At 40.6% G+C, this 25,981-nt stretch carries 23 protein-coding genes and 1 pseudogene; 8 read left to right on the top strand and 16 right to left on the bottom strand.

Annotation, left to right across the window (positions count from 1 at the left end; translation table 11 throughout):
• Positions 1-13: 13 nt before the first annotated feature.
• From PSU72_RS11155 to mnmG, 9 genes are all read right to left on the bottom strand, one after another.
• Complete coding sequence (locus PSU72_RS11155; RefSeq protein ID WP_300432583.1) at positions 14-550, bottom strand: F0F1 ATP synthase subunit delta; 537 nt, start codon at positions 548-550, stop codon at positions 14-16.
• 21 nt (positions 551-571) lie between these two features.
• Positions 572-1,042, bottom strand: a complete 471-nt coding sequence (locus PSU72_RS11150; RefSeq protein WP_300432581.1) for a F0F1 ATP synthase subunit B — start codon at positions 1,040-1,042, stop codon at positions 572-574.
• Positions 1,043-1,112: 70 nt separating this feature from the next.
• Entirely contained in the window at positions 1,113-1,379 is a 267-nt protein-coding gene (gene atpE / locus PSU72_RS11145; protein ID WP_013149445.1) for a F0F1 ATP synthase subunit C, read from the bottom strand.
• Positions 1,380-1,449: 70 nt separating this feature from the next.
• Positions 1,450-2,268: a F0F1 ATP synthase subunit A gene (gene atpB, locus PSU72_RS11140; protein ID WP_300432579.1), complete on the bottom strand. Its 819-nt coding sequence runs from the start codon at positions 2,266-2,268 to the stop codon at positions 1,450-1,452.
• A gap of 34 nt (positions 2,269-2,302) precedes the next feature.
• Positions 2,303-2,641, bottom strand: a complete 339-nt coding sequence (locus tag PSU72_RS11135) for an ATP synthase subunit I (RefSeq protein WP_300432577.1) — start codon at positions 2,639-2,641, stop codon at positions 2,303-2,305.
• Positions 2,642-2,835: 194 nt separating this feature from the next.
• Positions 2,836-3,711: a ParB/RepB/Spo0J family partition protein gene (locus PSU72_RS11130; RefSeq protein ID WP_300432575.1), complete on the bottom strand. Its 876-nt coding sequence runs from the start codon at positions 3,709-3,711 to the stop codon at positions 2,836-2,838.
• Positions 3,704-4,489, bottom strand: a complete 786-nt coding sequence (locus PSU72_RS11125) for an AAA family ATPase (RefSeq protein WP_300432573.1) — start codon at positions 4,487-4,489, stop codon at positions 3,704-3,706. The genes PSU72_RS11130 and PSU72_RS11125 overlap by 8 nt, the downstream gene beginning before the upstream one ends.
• A gap of 75 nt (positions 4,490-4,564) precedes the next feature.
• On the bottom strand, positions 4,565-5,218 hold the full coding sequence (gene rsmG, locus PSU72_RS11120; RefSeq protein WP_300432571.1) for a 16S rRNA (guanine(527)-N(7))-methyltransferase RsmG: 654 nt from the start codon (positions 5,216-5,218) through the stop codon (positions 4,565-4,567).
• Positions 5,219-5,226: 8 nt separating this feature from the next.
• A complete protein-coding gene (gene mnmG / locus PSU72_RS11115; protein WP_300432569.1) occupies positions 5,227-7,128 on the bottom strand; it encodes a tRNA uridine-5-carboxymethylaminomethyl(34) synthesis enzyme MnmG in 1,902 nt (633 codons plus the stop codon).
• Positions 7,129-7,462: 334 nt separating this feature from the next.
• On the opposite strand from mnmG, the gene PSU72_RS11110 reads away from it, so the two are divergent.
• On the top strand, positions 7,463-7,912 hold the full coding sequence (locus PSU72_RS11110) for a DUF1924 domain-containing protein (RefSeq protein WP_300432567.1): 450 nt from the start codon (positions 7,463-7,465) through the stop codon (positions 7,910-7,912).
• A 175-nt stretch (positions 7,913-8,087) separates the two neighbouring features.
• Here PSU72_RS11110 and PSU72_RS14445 read toward each other — a convergent pair whose 3' ends face one another.
• Positions 8,088-8,399, bottom strand: coding sequence for a type IIL restriction-modification enzyme MmeI (locus PSU72_RS14445; RefSeq protein WP_367186092.1), 312 nt, complete (start codon positions 8,397-8,399; stop codon positions 8,088-8,090).
• Positions 8,400-8,423: 24 nt separating this feature from the next.
• Positions 8,424-10,979: pseudogene (locus PSU72_RS14440) on the bottom strand (class I SAM-dependent DNA methyltransferase); the annotation flags it as partial.
• A 236-nt stretch (positions 10,980-11,215) separates the two neighbouring features.
• Between PSU72_RS14440 and PSU72_RS11095 the strand changes: the two are divergent.
• Entirely contained in the window at positions 11,216-11,551 is a 336-nt protein-coding gene (locus PSU72_RS11095; protein ID WP_013149453.1) for a YegP family protein, read from the top strand.
• A 64-nt stretch (positions 11,552-11,615) separates the two neighbouring features.
• On the opposite strand, the gene mnmE is transcribed toward PSU72_RS11095, so the two are convergent.
• The 5 genes from mnmE to rpmH form a co-directional block, all read right to left on the bottom strand.
• Positions 11,616-12,965 (bottom strand): tRNA uridine-5-carboxymethylaminomethyl(34) synthesis GTPase MnmE, encoded by a 1,350-nt coding sequence (mnmE, locus tag PSU72_RS11090; RefSeq protein WP_300432563.1) that lies wholly within the window; start codon positions 12,963-12,965, stop codon positions 11,616-11,618.
• A complete protein-coding gene (gene yidC, locus PSU72_RS11085) occupies positions 12,952-14,583 on the bottom strand; it encodes a membrane protein insertase YidC (protein WP_300432562.1) in 1,632 nt (543 codons plus the stop codon). The genes mnmE and yidC overlap by 14 nt, the downstream gene beginning before the upstream one ends.
• Before the next feature lie 35 nt (positions 14,584-14,618).
• Positions 14,619-14,828 carry a membrane protein insertion efficiency factor YidD gene (gene yidD, locus PSU72_RS11080; RefSeq protein WP_300432561.1) on the bottom strand — a complete coding sequence of 70 codons (210 nt, stop codon included), beginning with the start codon at positions 14,826-14,828 and terminating at the stop codon, positions 14,619-14,621.
• A gap of 18 nt (positions 14,829-14,846) precedes the next feature.
• Positions 14,847-15,254 carry a ribonuclease P protein component gene (rnpA, locus tag PSU72_RS11075; protein ID WP_300432560.1) on the bottom strand — a complete coding sequence of 136 codons (408 nt, stop codon included), beginning with the start codon at positions 15,252-15,254 and terminating at the stop codon, positions 14,847-14,849.
• A gap of 103 nt (positions 15,255-15,357) precedes the next feature.
• Positions 15,358-15,492, bottom strand: a complete 135-nt coding sequence (gene rpmH, locus PSU72_RS11070; protein ID WP_300432559.1) for a 50S ribosomal protein L34 — start codon at positions 15,490-15,492, stop codon at positions 15,358-15,360.
• 260 nt (positions 15,493-15,752) lie between these two features.
• On the opposite strand from rpmH, the gene dnaA reads away from it, so the two are divergent.
• The 6 genes from dnaA to PSU72_RS11040 all read left to right on the top strand — a co-directional run bounded on the left by dnaA (position 15,753) and on the right by PSU72_RS11040 (position 25,938).
• Positions 15,753-17,168, top strand: a complete 1,416-nt coding sequence (dnaA, locus tag PSU72_RS11065) for a chromosomal replication initiator protein DnaA (RefSeq protein WP_300432557.1) — start codon at positions 15,753-15,755, stop codon at positions 17,166-17,168.
• A 271-nt stretch (positions 17,169-17,439) separates the two neighbouring features.
• Positions 17,440-18,540: a DNA polymerase III subunit beta gene (gene dnaN / locus PSU72_RS11060; protein ID WP_300432556.1), complete on the top strand. Its 1,101-nt coding sequence runs from the start codon at positions 17,440-17,442 to the stop codon at positions 18,538-18,540.
• A 63-nt stretch (positions 18,541-18,603) separates the two neighbouring features.
• Positions 18,604-21,033 (top strand): DNA topoisomerase (ATP-hydrolyzing) subunit B, encoded by a 2,430-nt coding sequence (gene gyrB, locus PSU72_RS11055; RefSeq protein ID WP_300432555.1) that lies wholly within the window; start codon positions 18,604-18,606, stop codon positions 21,031-21,033.
• Between the two features lie 208 nt (positions 21,034-21,241).
• Complete coding sequence (locus tag PSU72_RS11050; protein ID WP_300432554.1) at positions 21,242-22,597, top strand: TAXI family TRAP transporter solute-binding subunit; 1,356 nt, start codon at positions 21,242-21,244, stop codon at positions 22,595-22,597.
• 204 nt (positions 22,598-22,801) lie between these two features.
• Complete coding sequence (locus PSU72_RS11045) at positions 22,802-23,497, top strand: hypothetical protein (RefSeq protein WP_300432553.1); 696 nt, start codon at positions 22,802-22,804, stop codon at positions 23,495-23,497.
• A gap of 35 nt (positions 23,498-23,532) precedes the next feature.
• Positions 23,533-25,938: an EAL domain-containing protein gene (locus tag PSU72_RS11040; RefSeq protein ID WP_300432552.1), complete on the top strand. Its 2,406-nt coding sequence runs from the start codon at positions 23,533-23,535 to the stop codon at positions 25,936-25,938.
• Positions 25,939-25,981: the final 43 nt, after the last annotated feature.

The raw sequence follows: 25,981 nt of genomic DNA, 5'->3' as shown, positions 1-25,981 counted from the left end.
TCTTTGCTTAGGCCTAAGCTGAAAGCGTGTACGCTAAATTTTGTAACTGACCTTTGACGGATGCGTCTATCACTGTATCGCCAACAATAATTTTAATCCCACCAATCAGTTCTGAATCTACAGAAACATTGGCTTCAATTTTTTTACCGAATTTAGCTTCTAAGCGTTTTACTAAATCTTTGACTTCTGCGGCACTAGGTTTAGCAGCAGCAATAATTTGTGCATCTAAGGTACCTTCGTCTAACGCCTTAAGCTCTTCAAACGCTTCGGTAATCGCAGGCAAAATAGACATACGTCCGTACTCAACCAATACTTTAATCAAGTTTTGACCTTGTTCGTTAAGCTTATCGCCACACACTTTTAGAAAAGCGGCTTGCAATTCGCTGCTGACTACTTTTGGATCTTGAATGTAAGCTTGCATCTGCGCGTCGCTTGCGACACTTGATGCAAAACCTAACATTTCAGACCATTTAGCCAACGACTTTTGTTCGCGACCTAACTTATAAGCAGCAACTGCGTAAGGCCTTGCGATGGTTGATATTTCAGCCATGTGATTTCCTCTGTCCTTAGCTTAAAGTTCTGCTGCTAGTTTAGATAACATTTCACTGTGTGCTTTTGCGTCAATTTCTTTACGCAAGATTTTTTCAGCACCAGCAATAGCTAGCGCAGACACTTGTGAACGAAGACCTTCTTTAGCGCGGTTTACTTCTTGGTCGATTTCAGCCTTAGCACCAGCTAAAATGCGTTCGCCTTCAGTCCTAGCGTTATCCTTAGCTTCTTCCACGATTTGTGAACCGCGTTTTTCAGCTTGACCAATAATCTCACTCGCTTTTTGTTTAGCTTCAGCTAATGTCGCTTCTGATTTCTTAGCCGCAACATCTAAAGCACTTCTGCCTTCTTGAGCTGCTGCCAAACCATCAGCGATTTCCTTTTGGCGTGTTTCAATCGCTGATAACAGCGGTGGCCAAACGAATTTCACTGTGAACCAAATCAACACAGCAAATGCAATAGCTTGTGCGATAAGTGTAAAGTTAATATTCATTACTTACTCCAATATTTAAGTCGTTTAATTTGCGCTAAATTTAAGTAGCGCCAAATTATTTATAAGCTAATTACTTAGCTACTACACTTAATAATGGGTTAGCAAATGCAAACATCATTGCTAGACCAACGCCAATAATGAAAGAAGCATCGATAAGACCTAAAAGCAAGAATACTTTACCTTGCAATTGTGGAATCATTTCTGGTTGACGAGCAGCACCTTCTAAGAAGCTTGCGCACATAATACCAATACCGATACAAGCACCTGCAGCGCCTAAACCAATAATTAAACCAATACCAACGCCTGTGTAGGCTTGAATCATTGCTAATGCATCCATTTTATTACCCTCTCAAAAATTAAACTTACAACTAAAACTACTAAAAAAATAAACTACAAAAAACTTTAACTTAATGTGACTCGTGTGCCATCGATAAATAAACCACTGTCAACATCATGAAAATAAACGCTTGTAACGCCACGATTAAGATATGGAATATTGACCAACCAGCACCTAGAATTGCACCGAAAATTGTGCCTGAAATACCAGTGGCAGCCCACATACCGAGCAACAAGAAAATAACCTCACCAGCATACATATTGCCGAATAGTCGCAATGAGTGTGAAAGTGGTTTTGATACGTATTCGATTAAATTGAATAGGAAATTCAATGGTAAAACCCAGAATTTAGTGCCGAATGGCGTGTAGAAAAGCTCATGAATCCAACCACCAAAGCCTTTAACTTTGATTGAGAAGAATATCATCAAGAACCAAACCGCTAACGCCAATGCGAAAGTTGTATTGATATCTGAAGTAGGAACACTGCGCCAATGCTCTAAACCTAATGGCGCGTAAACGAAATGATGCATCACATCTACAGGTAAAAAGTCCATGGCGTTCATGGCTAAAACCCATAAAAATACTGTTAATGCTGTTGGGGCGATGAAACTGTGGCGATTGCCGTGGAATATATTTTTTACTTGATCATCTACAAAACTGAAAATTAGCTCTACAAATGCTTGGCCTTTTGAAGGTACGCCAGCTGTTGCGCCGCGCGCTACCCACCAAATTAAACCCATTACGACTACACCGAGCAATACAGACATAATAAAGCTGTCGTAATTTAACATCCAAAAGCTACCATCACCAACTGGTTGCGAATTAAACGTTAAATGATGCGTAATGTATTCAGAAGGGGTAAGTGCTTTTTCTGCTTGTTCTATAGCCATAATCTATTATTTACTTTAATTAAATTCGTTTAAATTAAACTTTTAACTTACTCAATGCAGCCCCTGAAAACAGTGCTGCTGCTGCTAACCCTGCAATTAGTGCAAATGGCACCAATTGTCTATACACCTTAAAAATGATCACCAATAAAACAATGATCACCAAAATTTTTACTGCTTCAGCTTTTAGTAGATTTAGCAGTATTGCTGTCGGGTCGGTTTGATTCGCACCACGCTTAGCAATCGCAGTCGCTGCTAGAGCGCCTAACACCACACTTGCGCCACCGAGCACTGCTGAAACACCCGCATTTAAACCAGAAACCAATAAAGCCACTACTGCAACGGTCAACGTTGCAATCAATTGAACTTTAAGCATTTTACTAAAAACATCTGATGTGATGGATGCTGACAATTGCTTAAATCCAATAAAATTTAGCGCTTAGATGGATGCTGTTTTATCGATTACTTACATTCACCATCCAGCAAAGACCGCGATTTTGAATTATTACCGATTTTTAGTCAAGGATTAAGTTACAAGCATTTACATTTTGTTTAAGCAAAATGAAACACTTAGCGTGAGATTCTGCTCACAATTTCATCTAATTGATCTAAATTTGCATAACTAATTTTTAAAGTACCCGCACCTTTTGCATCTGCTTTTATGCTGACTGTTGCGCCTAACTTATCACTTAATGCTTCTTGCAGCCTTAAAACATCAGGATTTACATGGGTTTTCTGTATTTGTTTTTGCGGTGCTTCATTGCCTGTAGCTTCTAGATTTTTTACCAGACCTTCAACTTCGCGTACTGATAAATTATTTTGCACAATTTGTGTTGCAAGCATCACTTGTTGCGCGCCTTCCAATCCAATTAGAGCACGTGCATGACCCATATCTAACTTGCCATGCATCAACATATCTTGCACTGGTGCGCATAAAGTTAACAAGCGCAATAAATTTGAAACCGCCACACGTGAACGACCAACTGCTGCTGCCGCTTTTTCGTGTGTCATTTCAAACTCATCAATCAGGCGCTTAATACCTTGCGCCTCCTCCAATGGATTCAAGTTTTCACGTTGAATATTTTCGATCAACGCCATTGCCAATGCAGCTTCATCGGCGATTTCACGCACTAATACCGGCACTTCTTCTAAGCCGGCTATCTGGCTAGCGCGCCAACGGCGTTCACCGGCAATGATTTCATAATGCTCATCGTCAATATGTCGCACCAAAATCGGTTGCATAATGCCTTGTGATTTAATCGAAGCAGCTAAAGTTTGCAAGGCGGCCTCATCCATATAGCTACGTGGTTGATATTTACCAGGCTGCAATTGCTCTACTTTTAGCACCAAGAGCGAATCCGCTTCACCAACGCTGCCCATATCCCCTGCGAGCAAGCTATCCAGCCCGCGACCCAAGCCTCTATTTAAGCCTTTTAACTTAGCCATTTTTTTTATCACTCCGCATAACTTCTTTTGCTAATTCTAAATACGCCACCGCGCCTTTTGAGGCTTTATCATAGCTCAACACTGGTACGCCGTAGCTGGGCGCTTCTGCTAAACGAATATTGCGTGGAATAATGGTTTTGTACACTTTATCGCCAAAATGGCTAATGAGTTGCGCCGATACTTGCTGTGCAAGCATATTGCGATTATCGAACAAAGTACGTAACAGACCTTCAATTTCCAACGCCGGGTTCAAGCGCGCGCGGACTTTTTTGATGGTGTTCACTAAGTCAGATAAACCTTCCAAGGCGTAATATTCGCATTGCATCGGTATCATCACCGCGCTAGAAGCCGTGAGTGCATTTACCGTCACCAAGTTCAGGGCAGGGGGGCAATCCAACAATACAAAATCATAAGGCGCAGCTTCTTCGGCACTCACTAATTTTGCAATCGCCACCTTTAAACGGTTCTCACGCGCCAGCTCATTGACCAACTCAACTTCCGCACCCGCCAAATCGCGATTTGATGGGGCAATATCAAAGCCGCCTTTTTCACTAGTTAAAATCACTTCTTTTAGCGACTTTTCACCAATCAACACATGATAAATACTGAACTTTAAGTGTGCTTTATCTATACCGCTGCCAGTACTGGCATTGCCCTGCGGATCTAAATCAATCAGTAAAACGCGCTTACCCAAACTCGCCAAACTAGCAGCCAAGTTCACGCAAGTCGTGGTTTTACCTACACCGCCTTTTTGATTAGTGATTGCTAATATTTTCATTATTTTCTTATAGATTTATCAGAATAAAATTAACTAGATTAACTTACGACTATGACTTAACTACATGGCACTTAACTACGTGGTACTTAAAAAAACCAGATGGCGCTCCGCCTCTAAACTCGCCACCTTCAAGCCTTCAATTTTGTTTACTTGCACACCTGCACTTTTATAATCTTGATGCTCAAACTCATGCGCCGGTATAACGCCCTTCATCGCGAGCCATTGCCCATTATCGGCAAGCAGATGTTTTGTGAGCTTAACAAACAAGCCGATTTCAGAAAAAGCGCGTGAAATTATTACATCAAATTTCACGTCTTTTTTAAGAGTCTCTACACGACCAACCTCAACCTGAAAATTGCTCAGGCCTAACTCGCCTTTTACTTGTCGCATGAAGCTGGTTTTTTTAGCGACTGAGTCTATGGCCGTCACTTGCAACTCTGGTAAACATATCGCCAAGGGAATGCTCGGCAAACCCGCACCCGCACCAACATCCAACAAATATTTTGGGGCTAGAGCTTGCACATGGGGCAATACACTCAAGCTATCTAACAAATGCAAAGTTACCATTTCCAACGGGTCGCGGATTGCAGTGAGGTTATGCACCTTGTTCCATTTATCAATGAGCAATAAATAGGCAATCAATTTCACCTGCTTCTCAACATCAATCTGCAAATTCATTTCTAGCAAGCCAGATTGCAGTTTGCTTTGTAGCGTACTTATCAAAGTCATGCGGGAATTTACGCGGCCAAATCTGCGGCAGGCTTATTACGAGACTTACGCTTCAAATACACCAATAACAAAGAAATAGCGGCAGGCGTAATGCCTGAAATACGGCTGGCTTGACCGATAGTTTCTGGTTTTTGCGCGTTCAATTTTTGTTGCGCTTCAATTGGCAAACCGTGAATCTCTCGGTAATCTAAATCATCAGGCAACTTTGTATTTTCTTGACCACGACTACGTGCGACCTCATCCGTTTGGCGATCAATATAGCCTTGATATTTCGCGGCGATTTCCACTTGCTCACGCACGGCAGGTTCAACTTCGCCCAAGCCGATTTCACCTAAAGTGAGCACAGCCTCATAACTTACTTCTGGGCGACGCAATAATTCAAACAAACTATATTCATGCTCAAGCGGCTTACCAAACATTTCCACCATTTTTTCTGTAGGCACATTAGCAGGTTGCACAAAAGTTTTTTTAAGGCGATCTTGCTCGCGCTCAACCGCTTCTTTCTTACGGCTAAATGCTTCCCAACGCGCGTCGTCCACTAAGCCTAATTTACGACCGATTTCAGTGAGGCGCATATCTGCGTTATCTTCCCTCAATTGCAAACGATATTCTGCACGACTGGTAAACATACGATATGGCTCAGTGACGCCGCGAGTAATAAGATCATCGACCATCACACCCAAATAGGCTTCATCGCGCGCAGGGCACCAAGATTCTTTGCCTTGTGAATAAAGTGCAGCATTCGCACCCGCCAATAAACCTTGCGCGGCAGCTTCTTCATACCCAGTCGTACCATTAATTTGACCTGCAAAAAACAAGCCTTGCACCATTTTGGTTTCCAGTGAGCTTTTCAAACCACGCGGATCATAATAGTCATACTCAATCGCATAGCCCGGGCGCAGAATATGTGCATTTTCTAAACCACGCACTGAGCGCACTAACGCCAGTTGTATATCAAACGGCAAACTGGTTGAAATGCCATTTGGGTAAACTTCATTAGTAGTTAGGCCCTCAGGCTCTAAAAATATTTGGTGCGAATCTTTATCGGCAAAGCGATGGATTTTATCTTCCACACTTGGGCAATACCGTGGACCCACACCTTCAATCACTCCCGTGTACATAGGTGAGCGATCTAAACCACTACGAATAATATCGTGTGTACGCTCGTTCGTATGAGTTATCCAGCATGGCAGTTGAGCAGGGTGCTGCGCAACATTGCCCATAAAGGAAAACACCGGCACAGGATCATCACCTGGTTGAATCGTCATCACAGAATAATCAATCGTGCGGCCGTCAATACGCGGCGGTGTGCCAGTTTTTAAACGACCTGCAGGTAAACCAATTTCACGTAAACGCGCAGCTAATGAAATAGCTGGCGGATCACCCGCGCGACCAGCGCTGTAGTTTTGCAATCCCACGTGCACCAAGCCACCTAAGAATGTACCCGCAGTGAGCACGACTGTTTTAGAAGCAAAGCGCAAGCCAATTTGCGTTACTACGCCAGTAGCACGATCACCGTCTAAAATGATGTCATCCACCGCCTGCTGAAACAGCCAAAGGTTAGGCTGATTTTCTAAGCGATGCCTAATCGCAGCTTTATACAACACACGGTCAGCTTGAGCACGAGTGGCGCGTACGGCAGGGCCTTTACTGGAATTTAAAATTCTAAACTGAATGCCGCCTTCATCCGTCGCCGCGGCCATTGCGCCACCAAGCGCATCAATTTCTTTAACCAAATGACCTTTGCCGATACCGCCAATACTGGGGTTGCAGGACATTTGACCTAAAGTTTCGATGTTATGTGTGAGCAATAAGGTTTTTTGCCCCATTCTGGCGCTAGCAAGCGCAGCTTCGGTGCCGGCATGTCCGCCACCAACTACAATCACATCAAAAATGTCAGGGAAATTCATATATTCAAGCTTGTCTTTCAAACAATAGGCACAATATAACAACTACCAAGCAATACAATCACTTAACACGCGATTGAAGGCATTATGCAAAGGCTAGATTTTACTTTAATAACTGCCAATAGTCATGTAAAAGCAGGCGTTTTCACAGAATTAAGTCAACTCTTTTCACGCTAAAACGTTACCTTTAGAAGATAGACACAATTTCTTAATAATCTTGGCATAATATTCGCTTTATAAAAATTAAAGCATCTTTTTGCAAACTACTTTATTATGTGAATGTTGAAGCATGATTGCTAAGTAAGAACAGTTTTTTATTAAAATAATGGAGCAGCAAATGAAAAAATTAAGTATCCTTTTAGTAGCATTGTTAGGCTTTAGCGCCATTTCTGCGCATGCTAGTATTGCAAATGCAAAAAAATTAGTATTGATTTACCATACCCAAGCCATTGCTGAAAACAAAGAATTTGCGGGCCCTTCAGTTGAAGAAGGCAAGGCGTTTTTCAATAACAAAGTAAAAACAGCTAACGGCAAAGAAACTGCTTGTGCATCATGCCATACTGCAAACCCAGCCGATAACGGCAAAAATATTGTGACTGGCAAAGTGATTAAACCACTATCACCAGTGGTGAATACAAAACGCTTTTCTGACTTTGATAAAGTTGAAGCCAAATTCACTCAACACTGTGTTGATATTTTAGGTATGGACTGTACAGCCGCTCAAAAAGCTAACTACATCAGCTACGTGTTAACTGAGAAAACACCAACACCTAAAGCTAAAAAATAAGTTATAAGCTTTAAATTAAAAGCAGTGTTTCACGTGAAACACTGCTTTTTTTACGTCTAAATATTGCCAGTGCCATACCCCCAATTCATCAAGCTCCATTCTGAGCAAAGCGAAGTATGACAGGCTACATCGCCACTGTTTGTTTTTTGTGAAATTTGTACTTAAAACACCTGCCCTACAACCCGCATTGATATTGGCTCGCAGGGCAGGTGTTATTTGCTCTTTTTAGCGGTTTTTTGGATTTTTCGGGTGGCAGCAGGCTAGTGAGTTGCTGATAACGCTCAAACAAAAACGCCACACGTGCGGCATCGGTATTAGCTCCTTTGTAGCCATAAGCGGCATCTACTGCTTTATCCAAAGCCTGATGCGCCTTGAGCAAATTGGTTGGCATGGTGAGCGGGTCGTACAAATCAGCCAACGATGCATTGATATGCGCCGCACGCGCATCTAACACCGCCTGGGAACATGCCTCGAGAGGTGCATGGATATTGGCTTGCAGGACAGGCCATGGGAAGTTGTTGTAGACTAAACTTGCTGAATATCGATAGTCGCTCTTTAAGCGCCCACATATCGTTCTCAACCAAGCCATATGCATACTTGAACAAAGAAAACCAAAATCGTATAAGCCAGCGCCCTCAATGGTGTAAAGCAAATTGCTTGCTATAACATTTACTGGCAAATATGCAATTGGTATATATTTACGAAGCTCTGATGAAACCTCTGGCAATGCCAAATAATCACTTTCAGGCTGCCTGTCTGTCTGAAACTCACTAGGCTTTTCTGCCCAATTACGTGTATTTTGATCTGTACTAGCCAATCGCATTTGTCGTACAGCTTCAACCCGAGCTAGGACTAGCGGCATTTTTCTTAACAACTGTGGGCTTGCATCTTTTAGCCATAAGCAGTAGCGTCCATTACCGTTAATTAATTCTTCAGAGCCAATGTAAGGACGAACGTAATGTTCAGCAGAAGGTTCACTTGCCAACAATGTAGCACGTTCAACTTCAGTAAGAATTAAATTTCCACCGTCTGCAGGTTTACTTCCATAGGTCATTTTAGGCACAGCACAAATTGGACGGCGGGATTTTTCAATAATCAAATCTGGCGCATCAACCAAACAAGGATTAATGTTACCTGCCTTCACTGCATGCGGCTCACCTTTAATATCAACATATTCATAAATGGTTTTATCAGCCACATCTTGCAAGCCAAAACCAATAATCACACAATGCACAGCCGCTTTACCGCGTACTTCGTTGCTCCAGCTAAAGGTGCGGTGTGCGAAATGAATCTTGATTCCTTGCGCTAACATCCAAGCCCAAAGTGCGCCAACTTGCTCACCTTGCGTTATGCTGTTTGTAGAGACGAATGCACATTTAGTTTTAGGGTTGGGTTTAGAGTTTACCCAACTATCATATAACTTATTGTAAGTATCATCTGTTGCTATACCTCTCATTTTGGATTGCTCTTCTGGCGTTGGTATAATCAAATTGCCTCGAATATAATCTCCTCGGATGTATCGTACAGATTTAACATACCAAGCAGCCACAAAATCCAGCAATCCCGCATTTTTTATTTCTGAACATACGGCTTGCAAATCAATCTTTTGTTCTGCAGATTGATTAGATTTCCCAAGAAATGGTGGATTACCGAAAATGTAATCAAATATTGGCAACTCTCCCGACCATTCAACCTGAAGCGCATTGGCACAAATAATATGTGGCGTGGCTTTTAGCGGAATACGGGCGAAGTACGCACCAAACTCTTCTGAAACCCGCATATTCATTTGATGGTCTGTCAGCCACAGCGCCACTTGGGCAATTTGTGCAGGGAACTCTTCAATCTCGATGCCGTAAAATTGATCTACATCGACATTAATCAGGCTTTGTACATCCAATACTTGCTGGTTACTTTAACGGCTAGCACGCAGCACGGCTAACTCTAGCAGGCGTAGCTCTCTGTAGGTAATCACTAAAAAGTTGCCGCAACCACAAGCGGGGTCTAAAAAGGTCAGGCTGCGAAGCTTGTTATGAAACTCTGGCAGACGCTTTTTATTGCTCTTTATTTTTTCAAATTCCGCCCAAAGTGCGTCTAAAAATAAGGGCTTAATCAGCTTTAATATATTTTCTTCACTGGTGTAATGCGCACCAAGGTTACGTCGCGCGTCAGCATCCATAATACTTTGAAACAGGCTACCGAAGATAGCGGGGGAGATTAAGCTCCAATCCAGCGCGCATAAATCCAGCAGGGCTTCACGCATTTTGCTATCAAACTGAGCGGGCAATAGCGGCTCAGCAAACAGTTTGCCATTCACATACGGAAAAGCCGCCATGCTTTCATCTAAGTTAGTCAGGCGCTTTTCTGTAGGTTGATTAAGCACGTAAAATAAGCTGTTGAGGTGCAGCGCTAAATCACTACCATCCGCACTGGTTTTGGTTTCTATGTAATCTTGAAACAAGCGTTTTTCAAAAATCGTAGTATCTTCTGCAAACAGACAAAACAATAGGCGAACCAAATAAACCTCTAGCTCATGCCCTGTGTAACCCACGACTTTAAGCGCATCGTGCAGCTTGCCCATATGCTCTGCGGCCTTGATGTTAATTGGACCTTGCGCTTTGATAATTTGCGTTTGATAACCAGCAATAAAACCAAATAATTTTATATTTTTATATAAATCTTTCAGCAAAAATTCAATTTGCTCATTCGTTTCTAGGTTGTAAAGCCTAAATTTTGCAAAGTCTGACACTAGAATGTATTTAGGTAAATCTCGCTCTTTAATGCCAGGAAAGTAATCCAGTGCTTGGGTAAATGCACGGTCTAAGCTTTTACCTAGCGATTTATGCTCAACCAGTAACTGACCGCGCCAAAGCATGTCGATAAAGCCGCCTTTACCATCTGACTTTTTAACGGGTTCTTCAAAGCTGGCAATACGGCGGCGTGTAATACCAAATACATTAAAAAAGGCATCCCAAAAAGACTTAGCTTCAGCATCTTCTCGCGATTCACTTTCCCATTCTTTTGAAAAAGCATTAGCGCGGGTTTTAATTTCGTTCCATGAAAGTGGCATGTTTAAACTTATTAGTTTTTATAGTTGATTGAAAGTATACACTGCCGTTATTTTGCGTGTTGTTTAGCCGCGTAGAAACGGATATTGTTTCACGTGAAACACAAAAATTAACATCTTCAAAACATAATAAAAGGGGTAAGGTATTGACTAGTGAGTGACTGCGCGCCTATAGTATGGCAAGCGTATTTGTGCAAATACCACGGCGCTTTCACCGAACAAATATTGAGGAGAACTGTATGGCGGGTAAATTCGAATTAAAAACAGCAAAAAGCGGACAATTTCATTTCAATCTATTAGCAGGTAATGGCCAAATTATTATGCAAAGCGAAATGTACGAAAGCAAAGCTAGCGCATTAAATGGCATTGCTTCAATCCAAAAAAATGCGGCTGATGATGCACGTTACGATCGCTTAGTTTCAAAATCTGAGAAGCCGTACTTCGTACTTAAAGCTGGCAACCACCAAGTCATTGGTCAAAGCCAAATGTACGAAAGCGAAGCAGGTCGCGACAATGGTATTGAGTCTGTAAAGAAAAATGCACCTGAAGCGACAGTTGATGACCAAACAGCATAAGTTTTAACTCTTTGTAATATTAAAAAAGGCGCCTTGAGCGCCTTTTTTTATTGCTTATTAATCACTACTTACCGATGCAGAATTTTGAGAATATCTCGCCCAATAAATCATCTGGCGTAAACTCTCCCGTAATACTACTTAATGCTTCCTGAGATATTCTCAACTCTTCAGCTACCAACTCCGCAGAGTTAATTTGTTCTGCTGCAAAATTTAAATGTGCCTGCACTTGGTTCAATGCTTCTAAATGTCTGGCGCGTGCCATAAAAACACCTTCAGAATTATTTTCATAACCCGCAAGTTTTAGTAAATGACTTTTTAATAAATCCAAACCTGCTCCAGTTTTGGCAGAAAGGTAAATATGCGTTGCGCCGTCTTTTTCTGTAACTAAAGCAGGTTGATTTGCCACATCAATTTTATTATGCACCCAAATTTTGCGAATTTCTTGCGGCAACCTAGCTAAAATCGATTTTTCGGTTTCCGTGATACCATGAGCTGCATCTATCAATAATAATGCGATATTGGCGCTTTCTGCAGCTCGCCAAGTTCGCTCAATCCCGAATTTTTCTACTTCATCATCAGTTTCACGCAAACCGGCAGTGTCAATGACATGTATAGGTACACCATTTATTTGAATAGCATTTTTTATGGTATCGCGAGTTGTACCAGCAATTGAGGTGACAATGGCAATTTCTTCACCTGCGAGCTGATTCATTAAACTAGATTTCCCAACATTGGGCTGACCGACTAAAACGACATTGATGCCTTCGCGCAATAAACTACCTTGCTTGGCTTTTGCAAATACCGAATTCAACTCTACGATAATTGCAGCTAATTTATCTGCTACGCGACCTTGTGTAATAAAGTCGATTTCTTCTTCAGGAAAATCTAAGCACGCTTCAACAAACATGCGTAAATCGATAAGTTTTAAAAGTAGGGCATTGATGCGCTGCGAGAACTCGCCCGACAAAGATCTGACAGCACTTTTAGCGGCCTCAGCCGTCGCGGCATTAATCACATCGGCGACCGCTTCGGCTTGAGCTAAGTCAATCTTGTCATTGAGATATGCACGGCGAGTGAACTCACCTGGTTCAGCTTGGCGTGCACCCAACTCAATACAACGCGCCAGCAAAATCTGCATAAGCGCAGTACCACCGTGAGCCTGAAGCTCTAAGACATCTTCGCCTGTATATGAATGAGGATTGGGGTAATAAATTGCAATGCCACGATCAATTAAATCGCCGCTGGCTTGTTTAAAATCTAGATAAGCTGCATGGCGTGAAGCAGGGATGTACCCTAGAACGCCAGTGGCTATTTGACCAGAAAATGGCCCAGACACCCGTACAACGCCAATGCCGCCAGCGCCACTGGCTGTGGCGATGGCGGCAATGGTGTCTAGTGGCTTAGTGTTTGCCACCTGACTTTTTCAATAATGCTGCTGCATGGATTGATTTGTTCACATACCATTGTTGCCAAATTGAGATGATGTTATTCACAACCCAATACAACACCAAACCAGCTGGGAAGAAGAAGAAGAAAACACTGAATATAACAGGCATCCAAGTCATCACTTTAGCTTGAATCGGGTCTGTTGGTTTAGGATTCAGTTTGGTTTGAATAATCATAGAAATACCCATGATTATTGGCAAAATATAGTAAGGATCCACAGCTGAAAGATCTTGAATCCAGCCAAAGAATGGCGCGTGGCGCAATTCAATTGAACCTAGTAACATCCAATACAGTGAAATAAACACTGGGATTTGAATCAAAATCGGCAAGCAACCGCTCATAGGATTGATTTTCTCTGTTTTATAGAGCTCCATCATCGCTTGCTGCATTTTCTGTCTATCATCACCAAATTTCTGTTTCATCGACTCTAAACGTGGCGCTAATTCACGCATCTGCGCCATTGAGCGATAGCTTTTTGCAGATAATGGGTAGAAAGCTGCTTTAATTAACAAGGTAAGTAGAATAATCGCTACACCCCAGTTGTGTACTAAACTGTGGATAAGTGATAACACCCAGAATAGTGGAGAAGCCACCATTTTTAACCAACCGTAATCCACTGTGTACTCTAAGCCCGGTGCGGTTTCTACTAAATCATGCTTAGTTTGTGGACCAGAAAATAAACGTGCTGGAACAGTTAAACTCGCGCCTGGTGCAATAGTACTTAATGTACTTTTTGAACCGATTCTGTACATGTGTTCGTTAAGCTTTTCTGTATAAAACTCGCGTACTAAACCATCTTTAGGAATCCATGCACTCACAAAGTAATGCTGCAACAAACCAACCCAACCATCGTTTGAGGTCACTTTAAGCGGCTCTTTAGCCATATCTTTAAATGCAAGTTTTTTGAATTTAGTCGCTTCAGTATAGTAGGTGCCACCTGTAAACGTTGGCATCAATTTAGAACCTTGATTTGACTCGTTGTCATGTACGATTTGGTAGTAAACAACTGGTGTAATGGCTACTGCAGAGCCATTTTTGATTTCATAATTAACATCGATTGCATATTTATTGCGATGGAATGTGTAAATTTTATCTACCGTTACACCATTGCCAACCCAGCTTAAACGCACCTCTAGCGCATCTTTACCTTCTTGCATTTGATAAGTTGCTGCAGAAGAAGTGAACACTGCTTTATGTGAAGGTAAGTCTGCACCAATTAAGCCTGTTTGCGCCACGTAAGTCATTGGGTTTGCCGCATCATCCAACAAAATAAAGTTGGTTTTCACGTTATCTGAGGCACGATGCTTCAACAGCTCTAATCTACGTAAATCGCCGCCGGTAGTTTCAATATCAGCTTTGTATAGGTCTGTAGTGACGCTAATACGTTGACCCGCTGAGAGTTTAAAATCGCTATCTACAGCGACATTTCCAGTCACGGCAGCAGTAGCGTTTGTCGCACCAGCCGCTACAGTTTGACTAGTTTGTTGCACCACTTCAGCGGGCGCATGTTCGCGCTGCCAAGCATCCCACAACATCAAAATTGACATTGAAAATATAACAAACAGAACTAAACGTTTTGTATCCATGATTTTTAGGGCAATCTTATAAAGTATTTTAAATGTTAAGGAATGGGATCGTGTCCACCGGCATGCCAAGGATGGCAACGCAACAAGCGGTGTACTGTGTAATAACTACCAACTATCGGACCATGTTTACTGATAGCTTCTATCGAATAGTGTGAGCAAGTAGGGTAAAAACGACATTGCTGGCCAAAGAATGGGCTCAGCAATACTTGGTAAGCTTTAATCAACCATATTAGTATACGCGCCATTATGTTCATCACTAATTTTTAGAGATTATCATTTGCTTGTCTCATTACTTGTGGGCTCTTTTGTTGGCTTACAATAATGCGTTGGTTCAACTTGTGAATAAGTGTATCAAACTCTTGTTTTATTTGAAAAAAATCTAGTTTATCAAATTTTTTTTGCACTCTTATAATTAAATCAACATGACAAATATCATGCTGATTTAACCTAAAAAACTCACGCAAAACTCGACGCATATAGTTTCTACTGACCGCTAATTTAGCTGTTTTTTTTCCTACAACTAAACCTAAACGCGCACGTTGAAGACTATTTGGCTGATAGTGCATCACCAGATACTTCAAAGAAAAACGTTTGCGGAAATTAAAAACGGATGAAAAATCATCCGTTTTAATCATCTTGGCTTGCTTAACAAGCCTATATTTTTGCACCATTATTTTTAACCGCTTTAGTAATACTGTAATTAAAAATTACTGTTATTAAAACTAACGCTAATAATGTTGCGATGTAATATAAAAGCCCTAATGGACTTTAAAATTACAGACCTAGACGTTTACGACCTTTAGCGCGGCGGCGAGCGATTACAGCACGGCCACCTTTAGTAGACATGCGAACTAAAAAGCCATGAGTTGTGGCGCGACGTGTTTTAGAAGGTTGATATGTACGTTTCATGTAATTCTCCAGCGAGCGAAATGCTATAAAGGGCGCTATTAGACACGATAACTGCCTATTTTGTCAACGTTTATTTAGTTTTGTAAAGATTGTATTTGCCTGTGGATAAGTTAGCGTAAACCAGCTAAAATGTAGTGGATAAACTGTCCAGTATTAATAAACAAATTATATTATTAATTACAATAAAAACAAACAGTTAACTATTAATTAATGTGCTGGCAAGTGTTCTGCAAACTAAATACCTAGGTAAATCACGATAGATGGAAAATTTTTGGCCAACTTGTCTCAGTCGTTTTGAGCAAGAGCTCTCAACGCAGCAATTTAACACTTGGATTAAACCTCTGCAGGCAGAAGTCGAGGGTAATGCAGTGAGGTTAATCGCGCCTAATCGATTTGTCATGCAATGGGTGAAAGAGCGTTTTCTTAAAAAAATCGAGCAATTTGCGCATGATCTACATTTAGCTAATATTAAAATTGATTTTGTCATTTCTGATTCAGATCAAAAAAACAATACTGAAAAACCAACTGCTAAACAGCCAGCTAAAATTGAGGTTGGCAGTAATATTAATTTGATGGAATCGAAAATCGGTCAAATTAGCCAAGCCATTTCAAGCTCTAAAAGCATCAATAAAAAAAATAATGAGCCATCTAAAGTTAGCTCTGGCTTAAATAGCGCGTTTAATTTTGATAATTATGTCACTGGGCGTGCAAACCAATTAGCACGCGCTGCAGCCATACAAGTCGCTGAAAATCCTGGTACTGCCTACAATCCATTGTTTATTTATGGCGGCGTTGGGTTAGGTAAAACGCATTTATTACAAGCGATTGGTAATGAGTTAAAAAAACATAATCCAGATGCGAAAGTTCGATATTTACATGCGGAGCGCTATGTCACAGATGTGGTAAAGGCATATGAACACAAAGCTTTTGATGAGTTTAAGCGCCAGTATCATTCTTTAGATTTATTGCTGATTGATGATATTCAGTTTTTCGCAAAGAAAACACGTACGCAAGAAGAGTTTTTCTACGCATTTAATTCACTGATTGAAGCAAAAAAACAAATTGTCATTACTTGTGATACTTATCCTAAAGAAATTATCGATGTAGATGAACGCTTGCGGACACGCTTTAGCTGGGGTTTAACCGTTGCGGTAGAACCACCTGAGCTTGAAATGCGTGTAGCTATTCTATTAAAAAAAGCAGAAGCGGTTAATTTAAACTTACCTGAAGATGTCGCCTTTTTTATTGCTAAGCAAATACGCTCCAGTGTGCGTGAGTTAGAAGGTGCACTAAATCGTATTATTGCTATGGCAAAGTTTACTGGCCACAGTATTGATGTACATTTAGCAAAAGACGCGCTTCGTGATTTAATAGCGGTGCGTGGTAGGCAGGTAACGATGGAAAATATACAAAAAACCGTCGCTGATTATTACAAAATTAAAGTCGCTGAGATGTACAGCAAGAAGCGTACGCGGAATTTTGCACGCCCTAGGCAGATTGCCATGGCTTTATCGCGCGAGCTTACTAACCATAGCTTCCCTGAGATTGGCGAGGCATTCGGTGGTAGACACCACACTACGGTAATGCATGCATGTGATGAAGTAGATTTATTAAGGCAAAATGATCCAACATTTACCCGTGATATTAGCTTTTTAGTGCAAGTCATTAGAGATTAGAAATACAATTTAGATTGAATGAAAGTTTGTAAATTACCTACATTTAGACAAAGTTAAGTTATGAACTTTCTGTGGATAAAAATAGGATAAGGTTGTGTATTTGTGAATTACATTTTTTACTCAACAATTTATCCACAGTAGAATATGCTTTTATCAAGATAAAAAAATTAGCATTAACTGACTGATTTAATTAAAAAATAATCAGTTATCAACAGAAAATTGCAACATTATTATTGTTATTATTTATATATATATTATTTAGGTTATAAAGATGAATATACAAATCAACCGCGAAACATTGTTAAAGCCTTTGACTTCTGTCACTAGTATTGTAGAAAAAAGACATACCTTACCAATATTGTCTAATTTGTTATTAGAGGCTAAGCAGAACAAAATTCATCTAACCGCCACAGATTTAGAAATGCAAATATCTCTTTCAATAGAAAGTGCAACAACAGGTGATTTTTCAACAACAATATCAGCAAAAAAATTACTAGATATTTGTCGTTCATTGCCAGATAGCTCAGAAATCAATATGGCAACTAATGACAGCCGTATTACTTTGAAAGCTGGCAAAAGTAGATTCAATTTACAAACGCTGCCTGCAGCTGATTATCCGGTGATGACTAAAACACAAGGTGAAAGCACTTTGGTAACGATTGGTCAGCGGCAGTTAAAAGATTTGTTAAAACAAGTTGAGTTTGCTATGGCGCAACAAGACATTCGTTATTATTTAAACGGCTTGTTATTTGAGGTGGTAGCCAATCGTTTAAATATTGTCGGGACAGATGGCCATAGACTAAGCTTCACATCAACTGAGCTTAAACAAAATTATGATAAGCAAGATGTCATTTTGCCGCGTAAAACAGTGATTGAACTAATTAAATTGCTAGATGATAGCGATGAAGATGTACAAATTGAATTAGCCAGTAACCAAGTAAATTTCAGCTTTAGTCACTTTAAATTAATCTCAAAAGTGATTGATGGTAAGTTCCCTGATTACAATCGTGTGATTCCAACAGGCCATCAAAATTCATTTACAACAGATAGAGTAGGCGTGCTATTAGCAATGCAGCGCGCTTCAATCTTATCTAACGAGAAATACCGCGGTATTCGTATGGTGCTAAGTAATAATAATTTAAAATTAATCAGCACAAATAGCGATCAAGAAGAAGCAGAAGAAGAGCTAGAAATCAATTACGCAGGTGATAGTTTAGATATAGGCTTTAATGTTACTTATTTGATTGATGTGTTAAATAACACTAGTAGCGAACAAGCCACTTTCTCATTTGCTGATGCAAATAGTAGCTGTTTAATTACTGTGCCAAATAATAATGATTACAAATATGTGGTCATGCCAATGCGTATATAAGCGCATGTTTCACGTGAAACACTCAATTAAACCCAAATATATATTTATACAAAGACAAAAAGCATGGCTGAAAATCAACCAGAATTAAAACCAGTATCTCCAGATTACGATTCATCAAGCATTAAAATCCTTGAAGGTTTAGATGCAGTTCGTAAACGCCCAGGTATGTACATTGGCGATACGTCTGATGGATCAGGTTTGCATCACATGGTGTTCGAGGTGCTGGATAATGCGATTGATGAAGCTTTAGCTGGTCATTGTGATGATATTAAAGTCACTATTCATTCAGATAACTCAATCAGCGTGTCTGATAATGGTCGTGGCATTCCCACAGACATTAAAGATGATGATAAGCATGAGCCTAAGCGCTCAGCGGCTGAAATCGTAATGACTGAGCTTCATGCGGGTGGTAAGTTTGACCAAAACTCGTATAAGGTTTCTGGTGGTTTACATGGTGTGGGCGTCTCTGTAGTAAACGCGTTATCTGATTGGTTGCGTTTAAAGATATATCGCCAAGGTAAAGTACATCAAATGGAGTTTCACCGCGGTGTTGCTGTATCACCACTTGTACAAACAGGTACAAGTGAAAAGCGTGGTACCGAAGTTCATTTTTTAGCCTCAGTAGAAACTTTTGTATTGGTTGAATACCATTTTGAAATATTAGCAAAACGTATTCGCGAGTTATCATTCTTGAATAACGGCGTAAAAATTGAATTGGTTGATCAGCGCACAGGTAAAAGTGAAAATTTTGCTTATTCTGGTGGCATTAAAGGTTTCGTGGAATACATGAACCGTACTAAAACCGTTCTTCATCCTAAAACGTTTTATGCGATAGGTGAAAAAGACGGGATGACTATTGAAGTTGCTATGCAATGGAACGATTCTTACACTGAAACCGTGCAATGTTTTACCAATAATATCCCGCAACGCGATGGCGGTACGCATTTAACAGGCCTACGCACGGCCATGACACGTACTTTGAACCAATATATTGAACAAAGTGATATTGCCAAAAAAGCTAAAGTAGAAACAACTGGTGATGATATGCGTGAAGGAATTTGCTGTGTGCTATCAGTAAAGGTACCAGACCCAAAATTCTCATCACAAACTAAAGATAAATTAGTTTCTAGTGAAGTGCAGCCAGTGGTATCAGAAGTAGTTTCAGCTAAATTAGCCGAATTCTTAGCTGAAAACCCAGCCGATGCAAAAATCATCGTAGGTAAAGTGGTAGATGCGGCTCGCGCCCGTGAGGCGGCGCGTAAAGCACGTGAAATCACCCGTCGTAAAGGTGTGATGGATACTATGGGCTTACCAGGTAAGTTGGCAGATTGCCAAGAGCGCGACCCAGCAAAATGTGAAATTTACTTAGTTGAGGGTGACTCAGCGGGTGGTTCAGCAAAACAAGGTCGTGATCGTAAGTTTCAGGCTATTCTGCCTCTAAAAGGTAAGATATTAAATGTAGAAAAAGCACGTTTTGATAAATTGCTAGGTTCGCAAGAAATTGCAACACTCATTACCGCGCTCGGTACTAGTATTGGTAAAGCGGATTTTAATGCAGAGAAACTACGCTATCACCGTATTATTATCATGACCGATGCCGACGTTGATGGTGCGCATATCCGTACATTGTTGTTAACATTCTTCTACCGCCAAATGACGGAACTAGTAGAACGTGGTCATATTTATATCGCTCAACCACCTTTGTATAAAGTAAAACAAGGCAAAGATGAGCGCTATTTAAAAGATCAGCAAGAGTTAGATCAATATTTACTGCAATCTGCACTAAAAGGCGCAGAGCTCACCACTAAAACAGGTGCAGAAGTCATTACAGGCGCACCGTTAGCTGAAATTGCTAAGCAAATGGTGCTGACAGAAGCAGTCATACGCAGAATTGCAGCGCTTTATGATGAAAGCGTGTTGCGCGCTATGCAAGATTTGGGTGAAATGAGTTTAAGTACTGAAGAAACCACAGAAATTGCAGCTGCTAAATTACGCCCAATATTAGGCGCCATTGGCAGTGACGTGATTGTAGGATTTGACAAAGAAGCAGGCGCGCATCGTTTAGAGATCAATAAATACGTACATGGCAATTTGCAATGCTGCGTGATTGATGCCGAGTTCTTAGGCTCAGGTGACTATCGTCAAATTAGCAAAATGTCTGTGATGCTACAAGGTTTGCTAGGCGAAGGCGCGCTAATTAAACGCGGTGAGAAAGAACAAACCATAAGCACATTTAAACAAGCGCTGGATTGGTTGCTAGAAGAGGCTAAACATAACCTCAATATACAACGCTATAAAGGTTTGGGCGAGATGAACCCATCGCAACTATGGGAAACAACGATGGATCCAACCGTACGTCGTTTACTTAAAGTACAGATTGACGATGCAATTGCCGCAGATGAAATATTCACCACATTAATGGGCGATAATGTTGAGCCTAGAAGGGCTTTCATCGAAAGCAACGCATTAGGTGTGGGTAATTTGGATATTTAGTTATTTGTGGGTTCTCACCAGACTTTAGATTTATTTCAGAGATTTATCTCAGAAATTTGGATTTTTTGATATTTTTTAGAAAAGCCCTTTTGGGCTTTTCTCATATCTAGAGTTGGCTTGAATAGCCGCACTGAAATGAATAGAGATGCATTACAGAGAATTGCAAATTAACCAGTAACCAATAGTTGCCTACGGAATTTCAAATGACATGATTGAATTAAAAGCATATTTCAAAAATATATGGGCCAAGTTGGCAGCAATCTATGGCAGTAGCGTTCTTCTGATGATGTTCTGGGTGTTGGGAATTTTAGCGCTCATTTGCATCGCGGTATTTTTATTTTTTAATTCTGCCGCACCAACTAGCTTAACTATCACAACCGGCGAGGAAGGCAGCATTTATCAAAAAAATGCGCTGAAATACAAAGCGATTTTGGCTAGAGAGGGCGTGACGCTTAATATAGTGCCATCAAACGGCTCTATTGATAATCTCAATAAGTTGGTTGATAAGCACGTAAATGTTGATATTGGCTTTGTACAAAGTGGGGTTGTCGGCAAAATTAAGACCGATAAGCTGATGTCGCTTGGCAGTATTGCTTATCAGCCCATGATGATTTTTTATCGAGGTGAAAGTAAAAACTTAATTTCGGATTTTACTGGTGAGCGATTGAATGTCGGCGAGCTTGGTAGTGGTACGCATTCTTTGGCATTGTCTATGCTAAAGGAAAATGGAATTTTACCTGGAGGCAGTACGGAGTTAATTGAAAAACCAAGTATAAATCCCGTGGAAGACTTATTGCAGGATAAGATCGATGCAATATTTGTGATGGGCGACTCTGCCTCATTACAATTGATTAAAGATTTGGTGAAAACACCAGGTATTAACATCTTTAATTTTGATCAAGCAGATGGTTATACAAGACGTATTAAATATTTACATAAGTTAGTTTTGCCTATGGGTTCAATCGATTTAGGCAAAAATATTCCTGTAAACGATTTAAATTTAATTGCACCTACGGTTGAATTAATAGCGCGTGATAGCTTGCATCCGGCATTATCTGATTTGTTACTAGATGCAGCAAACGAAGTACATGGTTCGGCCACTTTATTTGTGAAAAGTGGGGAGTTTCCTAATCTAACGACTCAGGAATACCGAATTAGCCCAGATGCAACTCGCTATTACAAGTCAGGTAAAAGTTTTCTATATCGTGATTTTCCATTTTGGATGGCCAGTTTTATTAATAGAATATTGGTCTTTTTGGTGCCATTATTGTTGATATTAATACCTGCAATAAAATTAGCACCAAGTATCTATCGCTGGAAAATTCAACTGGCAATTTATCCTTTTTATAAAGCGTTACTTGAGCTTGAGAAAGATGCATTTGGCTCAGCAAATGATGTGGATAAGCGTCATGAGATAATGAATAATCTAGACGAGCTGGAAGCGAAGTTGAGTAATATAAAAATACCCGCTGCATTTGCAGATATGTTTTATGGATTACGCGGGCATATTAATTTTGTACGTACTAGGCTGTTGGCGGAACAAATTGCCGATGTTACGGAATGATAACAAACACAAGTTATTAATTTTATAAACAAAGTTGTTATTAAGTGCTAATTTAAGCAATTATTCTATTCACCTTTCATGTAACCTTATATTTAAATCTATTTAAGCTTCAATTTAATCCTATATAAGCACTCAGCTGAATGAGGTGTTTATGTGCGTATCTTGTGAATGTTTTAAGGTAGGGTTTATTTAGGGTCTAAGTAATTGACAGTTCATATAACATTACTCAGTATTTCAAAGAGTTATCGCCTAACATTGGCGATGTTACTTGCTTTTTGTGTGGTATTTTTTGCTTATATTTATTCAGAAAAGCAGATTGATCGCGCTAATGAGTTAAGAATTCGGTCGTACCTTTTAGCGGCAGAGTTGCGTCAATCGTCTGACGACCTGACGCGTATGGTGCGTACTTATGTGATTACTGGCGATAGTATTTATAAGCAGCATTTTCAAGAAATTCTGGACATACGCAATGGCAAGCTTCCTCGTCCAACTTCATACAACAATATATATTGGGATTTAGTTTTAGCTGACAATATAAGGCCACGTGCTTATGGTGAGAAAAAGCCCTTACTCCAGCTAATGAAAGAGGCTAGCTTTACCGATGAGGAGTTTGCAGAGTTATCAAAAGCTAAGTCTAATTCTGATTTATTGACGCACATAGAATTTGCTGCGATGAGGTTAATCGAGCCAACAAACGAGACTACGGAGTTCAATCGTAATCAAGCTAGTCTGATGCTCAATGACTTGGCTTACCATAAAGCTAAAGCTGGCATTATGCAGCCGATTAGTAACTTCAATCAAATGATGGATAAACGAACGTTAGCTAATCTCCATTATGCTGAAACGACTGCTTTGGTGTTGAGGACGCTCGTTATTTTGTTCGGCGTATTATTTCTTTAACATTATTACGTGCTTATCAGGCGCTTAATGCAACCTTGGGTGCTTCTGCAGATGAAGTGCATGCGCATTTAGTCAGAATTGGCAGTGGTGATTTTCTATCTAAGATACCAGTCAGCCGAGGCATGGAAAATAGTGTCATGGGATGGTTATCTCAAACACAGATTAAGTTGGCTAAAATTAATATTGAGCATCAAGCTGCTGAAGCGCGGAGTCATCGGCAAACTCAATTGTATGCGGCTTTAAGTCAATGCAATCAGGCTATTGTGCGCAGTAAAAATGAGGCTGAGTTGTTCCCTAAGATTTGCCAAGATGCGGTGATATTTGGTGGAGTGAAGATGGCTTGGATTGGGTTGTTTGATGATGAGAGTCAGTTATTAGCACCCGTTGCATCCTATGGAACTAGGACTGAGTATTTAGAGTTACTTAAAATTTCAGTAGATGCTAAAGAGATTACTGGTCGCGGTCCAAGTGGTACAGCATTTCGTGAAGATAAACCATTTTGGTGCCTAGATTTTCATAATGACCCAGCAACAGAATTTTGGCATGAGCTGAGCGCAAAGTTTGAATGGGGCGCCTCTGCAGCGTTACCGTTGCATCGTAATGGTAAGGTTGTTGGCACATTTAATATATATGCCGATGACCAAAACGTGTTTGATAAGGAAGGTCAAAATCTACTGATTGAAATGACGTCAGACATTGATTTCGCGCTCGATAACTTTGATGTTGAAAATGAGCGTGAACAATTTAATGGCAAGTTGTTAGAGAGCGAGGAAATCTCTAGATTAGTGCTTAAAAATTCTTTAGATGCAATCATCAATATGAATAGCCAGGGTTTAGTCATTGAATGGAGTGGCGCCGCTCATAAAATGTTTGGCTACAAACGAGAGGATGCAATTGGTCAAAAACTATCTGATCTTATTATTCCAGTAAGAGACAGAGAAGCGCATATCAAGGGAATGCACAGAGTGATTGCCACTAATCAATCTAATATGACAGGCCGGCGTGTAGAGGTGAGTGCGTTAAGATCTGATGGTACAGAAGTACCTGTTGAAATGTCTGTTGCAAAAATTGAGACAGGTAATCTTGTCTTTTTTAGTGCCTTCGTTAGAGATATTACTGATCGTAAAGAATCTGAAAGCCAAATTCAGAAACTTGCACATTTTGACGCTTTAACCAGCTTGCCCAATCGGATTTTGTTGCAAGACCACTTCAAATACGCATTAAGTTTAGTTAAACGTAATAATAGTAAATTAGCCGTTATATTTCTAGATCTCGATCACTTTAAAGACATTAATGACACCTTAGGCCACAGTATTGGCGATTTATTGCTGATAGAGGTCGCGAATAGATTACAGTCAACCTTGCGTGAAGAGGATACGCTGTCACGTTTAGGTGGAGATGAGTTCATCTTAATATTACCTGGAACGGACTCTCGCGGTGCTGCTAACGTAGCGCAAAAACTGCTTAGCATTATGGCTAAGCCTTATCATATTGACTCTTTCGAGCTTACTGTCACAGGCTCAGTGGGTGTTGCACTATATCCAAATGATGGCGTGGATTTTGAGGTGCTTTCCCAAAAGGCCGATACAGCCATGTACCGAGCCAAACAAGAGGGCAGAAACAACTATCGTTTCTTTACTGCTGAAATGCAGGCTACATCCTCCAGAAATCTGCAATTGGTCAATGCTTTGCGTTATGCGCTTGAACGCAATCAACTAAGCTTGCATTATCAGCCTCAGGTATCGCTTCATCAAAATTGCGTCATCGGAACTGAGGCTTTATTACGCTGGCATCACCCAGAGCTTGGTGCTATTTCACCTGCGGAATTCATTCCAATTGCTGAAGATTCAGGCTTGATTATTTCTATCGGTGAATGGGTGCTACGGCAAGCCGTGAAGCAAGCTAAGTTATGGATGGAAGAGGGTCACGACCCGTTAATTATGGCGGTGAATATCTCAGCAATACAGTTCCGTCATCCAGATTTGCCTCACTTAGTCACCCAAATACTTGAAGAAGTTGGGCTGGCTCCCGAATATCTTGAGTTGGAGCTCACTGAAGGCGTCGCAATGTATGATCCTCATGCGGCTATTGAAGTGATGAATAAGCTACACGACCTCGGCATTCGAGTGTCTATTGATGATTTTGGTACAGGTTACTCTTCCTTGAGTTATTTAAAGAAGTTTAAAGTCTATAAACTTAAGATTGATCAATCTTTTGTGCGAGACATTAGCACCGACCCTGAAGATAAAGCGATTGTGAGCGCTATTATTAGTATGTCTAAAAGTCTTGGCTTACAAACTATTGCAGAGGGGGTGGAAACAGTCGAGCAGCTCACCTATCTGCGGGCTCAAGGCTGTGATGAGGTGCAAGGTTATTACTACAGTAAACCTATGCCAGCAGAGCAGGCGGAGCAGTACTTCAGAGAATTTAAATTGAGGTAAATAAAAAGCCCTTTCGGGCTTTGTTAAATTAGAGCTAAAAATT

The sequence above is a fragment of the Methylotenera sp. genome, assembly GCF_029945535.1.
In the GTDB taxonomy this organism is placed as follows: Bacteria; Pseudomonadota; Gammaproteobacteria; order Burkholderiales; family Methylophilaceae; genus Methylotenera.
Note: the sequence above shows the minus strand (reverse complement) of the source record. Positions and strands in the feature narration are given on the sequence as shown.